The organism is Bacillus cereus group sp. MYBK220-1, from assembly GCF_051916445.1.
GTDB lineage: Bacteria > Bacillota > Bacilli > Bacillales > Bacillaceae_G > Bacillus_A > Bacillus_A cereus.
This window is the reverse complement of the sequence record NZ_JBQAGQ010000007.1, coordinates 171,115-184,880: the sequence shown is the minus strand read 5'-3', so window position 1 is coordinate 184,880 and position 13,766 is coordinate 171,115. Positions and strand designations below refer to the sequence as shown.

Here is a 13,766-nt window from a genome sequence, read left to right as displayed (position 1 = left end):
CTGTTGCAATCTTAAATTTTACATAATTGGAGGAACAAACGTGGGAAAAATATTTAAGTTTGGATGCCTAGGCATTATAGTTTTATTTGTAATCGGAATAATTGCTATGGTTGCTGGTGGCGGAGATTCAACAGAAACAACTTCAACAGACACTAAAGCAGTATCAAAAGAAGGGGTATCTTCTGATGTGAAAATCGCTGTAGGATCTATGGAAACAGTAGATTCTGTAGGCAATGAATATACAAAAGAACAAGCACAAGGTGTATTTAAAATTTTAGAAGTTACACTTACTAATAATCAAAAAGACGCTATCACTGTTGATGCTAACAGCTTTAAATTAGTAGATAGTAAAGGTCGCGAATTCACATATTCAACACAAGGTCAAACATCTTTTGACTTAGCTAACGGTGGAAAAACTGACTTCTTCTTAAAACAATTGAATCCTGGTCTAACACAAACAGGTAAAATTGTATTTGATATACCAAAAGATGCTGAAGGAATTTTCTTAAAAGCTAGTGGTGGTATGACGGGTAAAGAAATTAAGTTAAAAGTAGAATAGTAAAAAGGTACTCCAAAGAGTACCTTTTTTTTCTCACTGACCGACATTACATAACACGGGAAAATAAGATGTGGATGAGAGTCCAATACATATTATTAAAATTAAGACGGTTCAAGTATGAGAAAGGCTCCCTAAGTTAGCTATTCTTTTTGAAAAGTAACTTTACACATAGAAAAAATCTCATATATTGAGGCTTTATAGTAAACATTTTAGTATTTTCTTCCTACAAACTCTCAGCGGGAAGAATCATAAAAAAACATTGAATTACTGAAGAATTCTGTCCTCAACATTACATTAGATTTGCATCATATTTATTAATCGTGAATACATTTCACGTTCTTCTTTCGACTTTTTTATATAATTGTGAGCAGCATGAAAAACATCCAAAAATTGATTAAGAAAAAGAACTTCCAAAATCTTCCGCAATGATTTCCCATTAAACCTACTATGATAATAAACGTCTAATTTTTTCTACACAAAGGTTCTGTATACTCATATATATTTATTTTAGCTTTAAGATACGTTCAATTTCCTCCACACTCAACTTACTTGCTTTTGCAATAGTTTCAAGTGGTACACCAATTTCATGCATTCCTCGGATTATCTGCATCTTACCTTGCTCGATTCCTTTTTCCATGCCCTCTTGTTCTGCATGCGCTAACTTAGCTTGTTCATCTAGAAGTAATTTCTCTCGAGCTTCATATGCTGTTCGGAAAGAAGAATCATGGCTCATATTTTACCATTTATATATTACCTTTTGTAAAATTGGATCTTGATTCATCGCAATCTCCTCCAATATTTGAGTAAAATTCTTCACACATTATTGAGATTCTTCTCCGTCTAGAAAATTAAAATTACCATCAATAAGATTCTGTAAATACTCATCAAAGCTGTTTGCAATCACTTCATATTCATCAGGATCATGTAAAAAACGAATGATTTGACCACATACACCTTCATCAGAAGGATTAAAATCAATATACAGCTTTGATGTTCCACCGTTGTTCATACAATCTGAAAAGTGAATATACGTGCCAGGGAGAAGTCCTTCTGGATTTATCTTGGAGTCAACAGCATCCTCGTCATCTTGGTATTCTAAAAGATAGGAGACGTCTTCTCCTTCTTTTGAACTTTCGATCATTTCCTGTGTAGAAAGCAAATAATATGGATACTCTTCAACATCTGAACCTAAAATACATACCGTGACTTCGTTTTCTCCATATTTCCGCCAATATGTACCATCGATATTTTCAAGTAAAGTGATTAACGATTGTGGACAATTTGGATATTTCGTTCTTAATATATCAATATCTCCTTTTGTAGCACCGTATGCTTTATTTAGTGCTTCGAGATCATCAGTTGATAATGCTGCTTTCAAACCGTTTAAAAATTTGTTTACCAAATCCATTATTTTGTCCTCCCCAAAAACGAATATAAATTTTCTTAGTCTATATACCTAACATAAATAAGATTTGACCTTTAACCGTTTACACATCTAATTTAATTAGTACCATTACGTTCTAGCTCTTCTCGATTAAAGTATTGTTCTAGTAACTCTTTACCTGTTTTGATTGTAGTATAGTACTCTCCACCATACAGTTTCCCTTCTGATGGTTTATGGAAATCTTCGTATTTAGGGAAGTCTTCATTCTCTTCAAATGATTTCTTTGCAACTTCCATGTCTTCTGCTTCTATTTTAGCAAACAATCTACCTATACCGAATAACCCTTCACCATCAATACTTTCTTCTATAAGATAGTGTTCCTCTTCCTCTATAGGTGTCATTTTACTTTTTCTAACAGAATATAGATGACCCGTTTCTTCTTCTCTTACCGTAATAAAAATCCAACCAACTCTTACAACTGTACAAGGTTCTAATCCTAATAGTGTATAAGCAACTACCTTTTGGTCTTTCACATATTTCCCCATTTTATCTACCCCTTGTTGTTTATTTTGTTTCAAAGTTAAAATATTTTCAACGTGGTGATACATATCTATAACCATATAAAACCGTAATTCCCTTTACTACAACTGTTTTTTTTCAATGCTTTTCACTACATCCTTTCCTGTTAAACAATTCATATATTAAATATAAATTGCAAATTCTATAGGTTCCTTTTTATTCCCATTTTGGTCATCCTTTTCGTTCCTATTAATAATTTTTTCAACTTCTATTAAGCCAATTATTGTCTATGAAAACATTGAATATTCCCATTTTTATCATACAGGATAAAGAATGATTGCACCAATTATTACCATGCGTTTCTAAAGTTTTTTGAAATGACGTTATTACTTTTTAACAAGTTTATTATTCGCGTACATCAAGTGTACAATGATATTTATTTTGCCATTATTGAAACAGAGTAAGATAGTAGCTAGTTCATCTTAAAGCGAGCTTTTTAATTCTAAATACAAAGAGCTATCATCATTAAACATGATGATAGCTCTTATATTAATCCAAACTAATTTCTTGATTATTTTTTTATAAATCCCCACCAACTAAAACAAGTTGTAATTGTTCATATATTTCCTGTGTATCAGGTGTACTTTCTGCCTGCTTACGTTCACGTTTAACTGTAGTATCATTTTCCACTAGTATTTCTTCTTTAGTTTCTGCGACCATTTCTATGTGCTCTAGTACAGCTACACGCTCTAAGCCTTCCATTTCATCTAAATCTTCTACATCATCTGCATCGTCAATTATTTCTGATTCTTCTGTTTTTATAATCTCTCTCTGTTCTTTTTTCAATTCAATTACTGCTGATTGCTCTTGTACTATGCTCTCTTTTTCAAGGCTAAATTGAGCAACTTCAATTACCTCTAAAGGTTTATTTTTAGTATTTGCAATTTTATTTGCTTTTGCTATAGCAATTTTCACTTTCATCGCTCTTAATGAAGAGGATATTTTATTTAGTATTCTTCCTAATCCATAGAAACGAATTGCCTCAACTATAACACCCATTGCAATTCCAAAAATCCATGAGCTTGAAAAATACCCAACTAAGCTAAATGTTATAACTCCTGGTAAATATAAGCTAGCATAGGCTATTAAATTAGGTATAGCTTTTTCTACTGTTAATTTGAAGCTATATTTAATTATTAAATATATAGCACTTAACCCCACTATTAAACCAGCCAGATTTAATAATAAATTTTTAAAAGTTTCACCTATCATTATAATTTCCTCCCTTTATGAAAGAAAATGCTCTAAAGGCAAATCTATTAGAGGGTTATAGGATGGTTTCACCTCATGTAAAATCTTCTCTACTATAATTTCTGCATATTTAAGCATGTAGTCAGTTAAACTATTACCCTCTTCTAACACGCTTCCATAATCCACCTTCGGAAACAAGATTTTCTACTCTTTTACCATTTCACTAATACAATAATTCATTTCAAATTCATTGAAATTGAACTTTAACACCTAGAAATATTTAAATAACTTATTGTCATAATAACAAGGTACAGTCTCCATCTCTTTTTTTCTCTAATAATCTTTGATAAATAGGTTCTCCCAATTCTTTTAAAGTACCAATTCAATACTTTTCTCACCTATAACGTTACGTATTGCAGCAGCTGGTGATTCTTCAAATGAAAAAGGTATATGATCTTTCTCTTACCAAATCATGTACCCTAATGATTGGCTTACGGCCATTAATTATAATTAGAAATATTGTATATTTTCCCTTTTCAGCATAAAACTGAAACTGTGATTCAAATTAATAACTTATTGAGTTTTTTCTTCAGTACCAAACTTCAAATTGGAAATCCCATTATCAATTGCATCTTTTATACTTTGAACTGTACTCTCAATGCCCCCAATTATTGTGAAAAGTAGTAAGGAAACACACTGTCCTATATCCGCAACAACATGTGCAAAGCAAAAGGCAGATTGATATGTTTTACCTTCTACTAGAACTTCTATCATCTGCTGATGAGTAGCAGATCTCTCAACTTCCTCTAAAATCTTAGCTATTCGCTCAAATCCATTTAGTTCATTCGTTTTAGTAGTAACATACATTATTTTTACTCCTACTACTTAGTATGAAATTTGTTTAATAAGTTAGTGGAAATGTTACAAACCCTTTAGAGTAACTGCATAATAAAATTCCTTTTCAAATATATACAACACCCTTCATCCTTTCCTTATGGAAATATCTATATAAACGGCATAAGCCTAATTGTTTTTAAACACAAAAAACCCTTTCGGGTATATGAATTTTTGTAAGCAAGGCTGCTTTACAAAGTCATTTCCCCGAAAGGGTTGTAGTATTTATGGATTAAAAAAAGAAAAAAGAAAGTCTTACATACATTATATAAATTATCATCATCATATTCAATTTATTTTCAACAGAATATTCAGACTCCTATTTGTATTCAAGTTCTATTTTTCTTTATAATATGGATATATTTTAAAGGATTAAGCTATAATTCCTCATTACCTTCTGATATGCATGTAGAAAAAAGTCAAGATTCTAATAATTTTCCTTTTTTACTATAATTAGATTGATATATGCAGACTATTTGTTTGCTATAGTTCCTTATCACTTCTTGATATTATATGATATTTCACCACTGAGGACCTCTAAAATAACATTATTTAGGGACCTCCAATTATGTATAAAAGCACTAACTTTATATACTTAAAATATAACATGTGTAACTTTTGACTAAGTTTGATAATTCGCCTTTAACTATTAGTTCTATATTAGGAGTGGATCTTATGGAAGGAAAAACATTGATAAAATATATTTTTTACTTTTTTTCTTATTTACTTGTTTATATACCCTCATTTCCAGTTATAGTTATTCTTAGTATGGCTGGTGCTTCTCCTGATGTAGAACATACTATACTAGAATGGATAATTACGATTTTTGAGTTATCTGTTACAATTTTAGGTGCTTGGTTTTTTAACTTTATTTTCAAAAATATTATAGGAATTAAGAAGAATACAAAATTCACCTGGACTATCTGTATTCTTCATTTAATTCTTATTCCTTGGACATGGAGACTTCTTCTTTATTATTAAGTTATCAATCTTTTTTATTAATAAAACTACATTTCAAATCCTGATTATTTAATCGTGTACTTGCATACTAAAAAAATAAATTCCTGTGTTTGTCTTAAACAAATATTCTTCATAACAGCATGCATAATAACCTCCTGGATCTAATTTAATCCAATAAACCTCATCTGGTTCTTGTTTGAATACATTTAATAACTGCTCTATTATAAATTCCTTCGGAGTCAATCCATGTAAATCATATCCGCACGGTATTTTCCCAAACCAAGAAGACTCTCCATTGGAATATTGGCAAATTAGGAATTCTTTTTTCCATTCTTTCAAGCGGATGAGTTCTAATGTGTCATTACTAGTAGCATATGTCGCCTTTTTGGCAAGTACAAAAATATTGTCCTCTTTATTTTCTGACATAATACTAAGCTCATAATAATTCCTCACGTATTCATCTGTATTTATATCTGCAAAATCACTTAAGATTTTATTAATTGTATTCATTTTTTACTCCTTTTAAACGTTGCTTTAAAATAAAGTTTAATCAAAAATCTCTTACCAAATTAGATTCTATGACTCACAAAAAAGAATCGATTTTAAAAAAAGATTGATTAGAATCAACTCTTTCTTTAGGATTGCATGAACAATTTTCATAAAAAAATTTGTTCATTTTCTGTTCATGTTCCTAGAAAATATAAACTTTTGGTTGATTCATTCTAAAGAGATATTTCATACTGATATAACTTAATTCATAACTTTATACTTTTTAAAATTATACGACTTTCATTTAAAAATATAGCATTTAGAACTAACATAACCATCTATCGTTTAAGAGTTAGATGGTTATGTTAGTTATTGAAAAACTAATACAAACTTTCATTTTCTGTAAAAAGCAGCAAAACCATTCATGCACTTTGCGTCGAAAAAACAAAGTTATCAATAGAACCTATTACATATTATTTTTGATATACAATTATTTTATAAGTTCATAGATGTTACTACTGTTTTGAATTTTCTCTGACGTTAGCCAGAGTGAATAGCTTGTTCTATCTTTGTTGGATACAAATATATCAAATTTCTCGTTATGTAGTTCTTCTTTAAGAATCGTGACCACCTTTGTCAAATCCTCCATTACATCGGGATCATTTTTATACTCCATAGAACTGTCATTAAAAACTATCGTAGCTTCATATTTTGGGCATTTCCCTTCCTTCGGATGTGCACAAGTAATATCTTTAATTACAAAGCGGTCATTTTGAATTTCTTTTAATCTTTCAACGACTTTTGTTTGAGTTTCAATTAAATATGTCCAATAACCGCTTACTGTGTCTTTCATTGTTAGTAGAAGTTCTTCTTTCGTTATACCCTTTTGCACATCTTCGAAAGGAAGACCAATCGATTTACCATTATGATCCTCAATTTCAAGTTCTGTTATCTTTCTATTACTCTTTTGAATGAGTTGAAATAATGTATGTAAACGATCTAATTCTATAGTTTCAAATTGACTATAATCGATTTCCTTACTCATTTTTAAGGTTAATAACAACTCATCTGTTGGTTTTTCTGCTGCATTGTTATAATCTACTATATATTGAAGAACATTTTTATTTTCAGATTCCTCGTAACCTAACTTTTTCATTTCTTCAAGAATGGGTTTGAATTTCTTATATTCCTCGTATGTGTTTTTCCCATATTCGTATTCATCACCTTGTATTGTGGAATAGAAGATACCATTTACCTCTACTCGAAATTGAATATTTTTATTATCCTTTGCCTGAACAGTATGGTACGTATGTCCCATATTTCCTTCATGTATCCCGCCCCAATCTGTTACAACAACATCGAAACCATGTTTTTCTTTTATATATTTTTTCACCTGATCTTCATTTTCATAATTGCACCCACCCAAACATAAGAAACATAACACTAATAACCATACATTTTTCATTCTTTTCATATAACCCCTCATATCCCTTCCTTACATAAGAAACGTTCTCTGGTTGAATACTGTAAAAATATTAAAAGGTAAAGTAATCTTTTGAATAACGTACTTCATTCGTTCAATTATTTTCTCGCTAGCGCCAAGGTAGGCTACTCCATAATCTCGGCGGGAAAAATTACAAAAAACATTGAATTGCTGAGAATTTCAATTCTTAACATTAAATCAGATTTGCATCATAAATGTACATCCTCATTTACCAGGTATTTTCCTTTATTAAATCTTTGTCTTATAAATAATTCTGCAATAATTAAATTTGGTACCCATGCTAACCAAGCAATAACAGTGTAACTAACTTCAAACTGCTGTAATCCAAATAGCAATACAAACAAAGGTAGCCAAATTCTTAATGTAACTGCCGCAAAGGTTAAAGAATAATTTCTAATCACCCAATTTTGATGGTCTTGAATTTTCTTATTCTTAACTCTATTTAATGCTTGATATGCTGATGTTAGCCAAAATACGGATAACAAACCGAGACCAAGCTTTGCTACCAATCCCCCATAGCGTAAAAGGATAAGTACAGTCCTGAAACGCCGCCTAATAATATATCAACCATATAGATTCTCCCAACTATTCGATGACGGTTAATATTCTTTCCTCTAAATTTTGTGGATAATGTAAACGGACCGATTACTAATGCTACTATACTAGTTGTAATATGTATAAATAACATTATATACCAAAAAACAATTAATTTAGATACAAACATAAGCTTCATTTTGACAAGTCCTGTTTGAAATCCATCCATAATAAAATATTGGGCCACAACATAACTAACTACTAAAATAGCTAAAAAAATGAATATAAACCGAATTTTACTGCCCCCTTGTTACATTTAGGGACATTTGATTATACATTACTGTTCATTCTAGGAAGGAATAGAAAAGCCTTATTTAATTATCTATTCAACACATTGTTTTTTCATTAAAACAACTCTAATTGAAGTCTATAAAAAATGAAATTAGATATATTGCAAACAAAAATTGAGTTGTGAATATCGATTCATCGTTAAAACAACAAAGAACCGCTTCAGCATATTTACCTGAAGCAGCTCTTGTTATCTCAAAAATGGTAATGGTGCTTGCTGAATTCCGTTTTGAGTTGAGATATAAAAAGATTTTGCGAATCCCTCACTGTGAATACATTCATCTATTAAAAGCATTATAGGAATCTTTTGTAAGTCTAACATTAGCTCCTTTCTAACATGTTCTGCTAAAGCAAGATTAGATATAGATAATATAAAAATTCCTGGTAAACTCTTTGTGTTTTCGAAATTCAATAAATTATTTGGTCCATTTTGAATTTGATCTTCCCAAATTTTCAATCGCGATTTTAAATGTTGTGCATATCGCTGACCTTGTTGTACCCTTTCAAATATGAAGTTTTGATTTCCAATTGGAGTTTGAATTTCTCCAACAGCAATTGGATTATGTCCATTACCAGTACCTTTTAGCTTTGGATACCAGCACCAGTTTTTTAATAATTGTTGGCCTACTGCAAACTCATATTTTATCTGATTCAAAGTGACAAATCTTTGTACACCTGCCACCCCAAGCTTTAACCACTGTTCTGGCTTTAAAGAATAATTTGTATTACGGTTATGATAAGCCCACATCATCAAATGACCAGCAGTATTTAATGTAATTGGAGCAGAGGTTTTGGGCTGATCCGGAAATAACCCCGATTTTATCTCCCATCGACTAACAAACCCATACAGTACCAGTTTTTTCAACAATTCTGAAACCTGCGACCTACTAATTTTAGATTCCACAAAATTTTTGATTTGTGCTTCAGTAATCGCTAATGAATCCCAAATAAGCTTTAGTATTAAATTATCTTTTTCATTTATAAAACCTGAATTAATCCTGTCATAAATACTACGTAAATCTGTGAGTGGTTTGAATTTATCTGGAAGAATTGGTCCCCCCTGCAAAGAGGGGTCATCCCAAAGTGATAAAGATTGGTCCCTATTAAGCCAATATTGAACCGCCTTTCCATTCTCTTGTACGGAAACCTGCGGCGCACTCATTAGTTATATAAAAACGCCGTTGGGTCGTTAACTTTTTTGCGTCCAAAAGGAAACTTGAAGATAACCCCCGACCCTCGCTCTTTTTCTACATCCACATTCACAATTCTCATACTTACTACTTCATCCAATACTGGCTGTTCGATTGTTTTAGGGACAATTCCTTTAATTGTGCAGCCTTGGTCCAATTCAACAAAAACTCCAAAACGCGGGTCAACATTTACAACTCGCCCTACAATTGTGTCCCCTTCAGCTAATTCAGATAACAGCTGATAAGGATTTTCCACTGCCGCTTTCCTAGAAACATGAATTAGTCGTTGCTCTGGATTAAATTGTAGAACCTTAACTGGGATGCGTTCACCAATAGGTGCATAGCGATCCACAGCGTTTTTATACACTCTTCCATAGTTTAGTTCATGTAATTTCATGAAACATTCCGCACCATTGATACGTAAGAATATAGTTGGAACCTGAGCATTCATGTTGTATCCAGTTACTTCTGCTTCATAGGTTGGCTCTTGCAGTCTTTGATCTTGCTCCAATTCTATTAACTCACGCATTAAAGCATCTGCAGATCTTCTGCTTGCTTCTTTTACTGAAACCTGAACTTTATTTACATCCAGTTCATCAGATATTTGAGTAATTACTACGTTAAAAATATTACCTGTGAATTGTGTAATACTTCTAAAAAAATAATCTGAGAAGTCCTTCTTTTTACAAATACCTATAATCTTTCCGTTTTCAAGGGCGAACTCAGCATATTCAGTATCTGGATCATCTTTATCGTGTCTTTTTACCACTCTCAATACTGCTTGAATTGGCTCTTTATATCTACGTAGTCCCTGTAGCTTTTCATAAGTTTTTGAATCCATAAAAATATCTCCTCTCCCTCGTTCAATATTTATAAAGTTCAAAAATAATACTTCTACTTGAATTATTGATACTTTTAGCTAAGAAACTAAGCTTTTTAGAATTATTTTCTGAAATTTATGATCTTGCTATTTTTCATATTTATAATCTCTATTATTCTTTCATTATTTTCAAAAGGTGAAACTCAGCAAGAAGCAAAAGAAGTTGTAAATGACATTGTTACCGGTCCTAATGGGAAAACACTCTTAATCGTTGCTGTGGTATTTGTAATCGGAGGGGTATTTATTGTTGGTAGTATTGTAAATAATGGTTATGAACCACCTTCAAATCCAAGTATGCGAAACGATCGTACCCCTTTGAAGTGTGCTCATTATGGTGGCGAATGGGACACTGGCGGTCTTTTTGGAGAAGCTAAATGTGTTTATAATAAAACTGATGAATCGGATAATAAATAATATACATAAAGAAAAGGCTCCCATATAAGGGTGCCTTTTCTAATAGTTTTTTAGCAGAAGCAAGAAGCTCCAACAATAATTAATAATATGAACAATACAACTAATAAAGCAAATCCTCCTGCAAAGCCACAGCCGCCACCGCAGCTACCACCAAAGCCCATAATAATTCCTCCTTTAAAGAGTAGGAGAAAAATAAGGAGTCACTCATGTATTTTAATGGATTCAAATTACTTTATGTTTTTATGGATTAAATGAGCATGGCCTTTTGAAAATAAAAAAAAGACGCCATAAAGCGCCTCCCATTTGGGTAAATAAGAAGTAAGGTTTCCATTTTAATTGAAAAAAATAGAACAGGTGCTTAGATTTTATCACGATTTTTTGCTGAAAGAACATGCATTATTACATATTATCACAAATTCCTCTATTTTCCATTTGATAAAGTATATTACCAATATTAACAAAATTTAAATAAATATTTCTACAAATTCAAAATATTTACAAAAATAACAAAAGTGATACATTTAAGGTACAAGTTATAAAAACTATTAAAGGGGGATTTATTATGTTCAAGAAATTAGTAGTTGGAGCATTAGCAGCTGGTATTGCATTGACTGGAGGAATTGGGGCTGCGTCAGCAAGTACAGAGAATACAGCAAGTGCAACACTTGCTAATGAATGTTGGGCTTTTGATCATATTACTTATCTCGGGGATAATAAGTATGGGAAAACTGAATATCGTGATAATGGAATTTACCCTAATTCATATGATGAGCAAGTTTGTGGAGGAACAATGTATTGGTATTTTAAAGGTCTTAATAGTAATGGTAGGGCTATTTATGAAGGACGACTTGTAAAATAATTTTTTTAAAATTATTTCACAAGTACGAAATCTATTAATAGATTTCGTATCAACAACAGATAAAAATGTGATAATAACAAAAGAAGACATCGATTAAGATGTCTTCTTTTACTTGTACACTTGGTGTATGGTATAAACAGTACCATAGTGACTTTGATTGCGATGTCATTTATAGTTGGGTTAAACGGTTCAAAATTAATGATGATATTCACTTCCTTTCTTTTTAATCTTTTTATTTGTATAATGCATTTTTAATATTTTTTCCGCAATAAAAAAGACACCCAAAGGTGCCTTTCTCCGACTTGAACCACTTTAATTTTAATAATATTGGTGATTGAGAAATATGAATTGAATCTATTGTTTTACTTTTAAGCTCTTTTCGTATTCTTTAGCTTCATCAACATTTTTAAATGTTTTTAAATCGAATATCTTTTCTCCATCAATACATACAACTAATACTCCATCTTGAGCTTGAAGAACACTACCTACATTACCTTTTCCGAGTGAAATACTAAAGGGATTCTCTACATTTAATGATTTCTTTTTAGCAAGATAATCTTTAAATGGCATACCAATGGATAGTTCGTCTTTTAAGCCTTTAATAGTGTTACCAGAAGTAGTTGTTGGTTGTTCCTTTTTTGTAGCCTCTTCTTGCTGTTTGCGTTGCTTTTCAGCCGTCGTCTCTTGTTCAGCTTTCTCCTTTTTCACAGTCCCTTTTTCTTCAGCTTTCTTCGCTTTCTCAGCTTCCTTTTGTGCTTCTTGCTCAGCTTTAGATTCTTTGGAAGTACTTACTGTCTCGTTAGATGAACATGCTGCTAATCCCATAAATAAAGCGAAACAAGTAAGTGTTGTTAATAGTTTTTTGTTCATAGTATGTATCCCCCAGCGTTTAAAATGTAAGATCTACCTGAACTATCATAACAAATATAATCACAACTATTTTGTCATATTATGTCGAAATGAAAAAAAGACACCCTAAGGTGCCTTCCTCCGATTTGATAACCATATTTTATGTATTAAAGGTCATCATATAATATTGAGAAAATATATGTTTACACAAAAACATAACTAGCCTACTATTTGTTAAGGAAGCGGTTATTGAAATTATTTATTGATAGTAAAGAAGTCAGTTTTTACAAACTCACCTTTAACATATCCTACTGCAATGTAGTTGCCTGCATCATAAGCATCTGTAATTTGTGCTTCAAATGTTGCAAAGTTTTTCATTGAGCCGTAATCATGTTCTTGTTTCCAGTTCATTGTTTTATAACGAGCTAAGTTACCACCTGGTAGGATTTTGAAGACTTTGATTACATCCTCAGATGTGAATGTGTTATCTTCCCAAGGTACAGTGATAAAAATAGGACGACCACCAGTTTTATAGCTGGATTGCATATTGTGTGTGTAAATGCTAGGCATCATTTTAGCTCCAACTTCTACGTCATAAATTGTTTTAAAACCCCAGTCCTCAGTTGTTAGTGCTTGTTGTACATTTGTTGCTGCTGCCGTTGTTTTTGCATCAAGCGTGCCAACTGCTGTTAAACCGCCTAATGCTAATGCTCCGACCAATGCTAATTTACCTAATTTCATTAAAAATCCCCCTAAATATTTCTATAATTAGAAAAAATTACTATATAATGAAATATTATTTTATATAATATTTCAAATACTTTCTAAAAAAAGTTATAAATATAAAGAAAAGACAACCTAAATTGTCTTCCTCCGACCTGATAACTACATTTTATGATTTCATTTTCTTTATTACATACCTTGCTGCAGGCACAGGAGCAGTTAATACTAGAATGCAGAGTTTTGCTTTTTCTTGGTTATTTACAGCGTTTTGAATGTATACTTTTTTATCATTTTTGATGATATCAAGGGAATTGGTTTGGGGCGCAACGTTCTAGAGGATTTGAAAGTAAACTAATATTCAAAAGTTTACTTTCAGGAATAACAAAAAAAGAGTCCTATACTAAGAGGA

15 protein-coding genes and 3 pseudogenes are annotated in these 13,766 nt (G+C 31.5%); 4 read left to right on the top strand and 14 right to left on the bottom strand.

Annotation, left to right across the window (positions count from 1 at the left end; all coding sequences use genetic code 11):
- Positions 1-40 precede the first annotated feature (40 nt).
- Positions 41-559: a DUF4352 domain-containing protein gene (locus tag ACTFRU_RS23905; RefSeq protein WP_000516011.1), complete on the top strand. Its 519-nt coding sequence runs from the start codon at positions 41-43 to the stop codon at positions 557-559.
- 502 nt (positions 560-1,061) lie between these two features.
- Here the strand turns inward: ACTFRU_RS23905 and ACTFRU_RS23900 are convergent.
- From ACTFRU_RS23900 to ACTFRU_RS23875, 6 genes and pseudogenes are all read right to left on the bottom strand, one after another.
- Positions 1,062-1,373 (bottom strand): annotated as a pseudogene (locus ACTFRU_RS23900) (Rpn family recombination-promoting nuclease/putative transposase); the annotation flags it as partial.
- Positions 1,374-1,379: 6 nt separating this feature from the next.
- Positions 1,380-1,967, bottom strand: a complete 588-nt coding sequence (locus ACTFRU_RS23895; protein WP_139849266.1) for an SMI1/KNR4 family protein — start codon at positions 1,965-1,967, stop codon at positions 1,380-1,382.
- A gap of 92 nt (positions 1,968-2,059) precedes the next feature.
- Positions 2,060-2,488 carry a hypothetical protein gene (locus ACTFRU_RS23890; RefSeq protein ID WP_440037934.1) on the bottom strand — a complete coding sequence of 143 codons (429 nt, stop codon included), beginning with the start codon at positions 2,486-2,488 and terminating at the stop codon, positions 2,060-2,062.
- Between the two features lie 46 nt (positions 2,489-2,534).
- A pseudogene (locus ACTFRU_RS23885) lies at positions 2,535-2,680 on the bottom strand (transposase); the annotation flags it as partial.
- A 361-nt stretch (positions 2,681-3,041) separates the two neighbouring features.
- Positions 3,042-3,734 carry a hypothetical protein gene (locus ACTFRU_RS23880; RefSeq protein WP_139849265.1) on the bottom strand — a complete coding sequence of 231 codons (693 nt, stop codon included), beginning with the start codon at positions 3,732-3,734 and terminating at the stop codon, positions 3,042-3,044.
- A 552-nt stretch (positions 3,735-4,286) separates the two neighbouring features.
- Positions 4,287-4,580: a hypothetical protein gene (locus ACTFRU_RS23875; protein WP_017657372.1), complete on the bottom strand. Its 294-nt coding sequence runs from the start codon at positions 4,578-4,580 to the stop codon at positions 4,287-4,289.
- 702 nt (positions 4,581-5,282) lie between these two features.
- Between ACTFRU_RS23875 and ACTFRU_RS23870 the strand changes: the two genes are divergently transcribed.
- Positions 5,283-5,588, top strand: coding sequence for a hypothetical protein (locus ACTFRU_RS23870; RefSeq protein WP_000398639.1), 306 nt, complete (start codon positions 5,283-5,285; stop codon positions 5,586-5,588).
- Between the two features lie 48 nt (positions 5,589-5,636).
- On the opposite strand, the gene ACTFRU_RS23865 is transcribed toward ACTFRU_RS23870, so the two are convergent.
- The 5 genes and pseudogenes from ACTFRU_RS23865 to ACTFRU_RS23845 form a co-directional block, all read right to left on the bottom strand.
- On the bottom strand, positions 5,637-6,077 hold the full coding sequence (locus ACTFRU_RS23865) for a hypothetical protein (protein ID WP_001092362.1): 441 nt from the start codon (positions 6,075-6,077) through the stop codon (positions 5,637-5,639).
- A gap of 469 nt (positions 6,078-6,546) precedes the next feature.
- Positions 6,547-7,530 carry a hypothetical protein gene (locus tag ACTFRU_RS23860; RefSeq protein ID WP_440037919.1) on the bottom strand — a complete coding sequence of 328 codons (984 nt, stop codon included), beginning with the start codon at positions 7,528-7,530 and terminating at the stop codon, positions 6,547-6,549.
- Positions 7,531-7,748: 218 nt separating this feature from the next.
- Positions 7,749-8,323: pseudogene (locus ACTFRU_RS23855) on the bottom strand (DUF2306 domain-containing protein).
- Positions 8,324-8,632: 309 nt separating this feature from the next.
- Positions 8,633-9,604 carry a hypothetical protein gene (locus ACTFRU_RS23850; RefSeq protein WP_163092950.1) on the bottom strand — a complete coding sequence of 324 codons (972 nt, stop codon included), beginning with the start codon at positions 9,602-9,604 and terminating at the stop codon, positions 8,633-8,635.
- Positions 9,604-10,473 (bottom strand): RNA-binding protein, encoded by an 870-nt coding sequence (locus ACTFRU_RS23845; protein ID WP_440037918.1) that lies wholly within the window; start codon positions 10,471-10,473, stop codon positions 9,604-9,606. Before ACTFRU_RS23845 ends, ACTFRU_RS23850 begins: the two co-directional genes overlap by 1 nt.
- A 108-nt stretch (positions 10,474-10,581) precedes the next feature.
- On the opposite strand from ACTFRU_RS23845, the gene ACTFRU_RS23840 reads away from it, so the two are divergent.
- Complete coding sequence (locus tag ACTFRU_RS23840) at positions 10,582-10,926, top strand: hypothetical protein (protein WP_163092963.1); 345 nt, start codon at positions 10,582-10,584, stop codon at positions 10,924-10,926.
- A gap of 50 nt (positions 10,927-10,976) precedes the next feature.
- On the opposite strand, the gene ACTFRU_RS23835 is transcribed toward ACTFRU_RS23840, so the two are convergent.
- On the bottom strand, positions 10,977-11,087 hold the full coding sequence (locus ACTFRU_RS23835; protein WP_000505681.1) for a YjcZ family sporulation protein: 111 nt from the start codon (positions 11,085-11,087) through the stop codon (positions 10,977-10,979).
- Positions 11,088-11,488: 401 nt separating this feature from the next.
- On the opposite strand from ACTFRU_RS23835, the gene ACTFRU_RS23830 reads away from it, so the two are divergent.
- Positions 11,489-11,785 carry a hypothetical protein gene (locus ACTFRU_RS23830; RefSeq protein WP_050845456.1) on the top strand — a complete coding sequence of 99 codons (297 nt, stop codon included), beginning with the start codon at positions 11,489-11,491 and terminating at the stop codon, positions 11,783-11,785.
- Between the two features lie 354 nt (positions 11,786-12,139).
- Here the strand turns inward: ACTFRU_RS23830 and ACTFRU_RS23825 are convergent, their stop codons facing one another.
- The gene (locus tag ACTFRU_RS23825; RefSeq protein WP_440037917.1) at positions 12,140-12,655 is read right to left on the bottom strand and encodes a hypothetical protein; all 516 of its coding nucleotides are present in this window, start codon (positions 12,653-12,655) and stop codon (positions 12,140-12,142) included.
- A gap of 234 nt (positions 12,656-12,889) precedes the next feature.
- A complete protein-coding gene (locus ACTFRU_RS23820; protein WP_440037916.1) occupies positions 12,890-13,375 on the bottom strand; it encodes a DUF5065 family protein in 486 nt (161 codons plus the stop codon).
- Between the last annotated feature and the right edge of the window lie 391 nt (positions 13,376-13,766).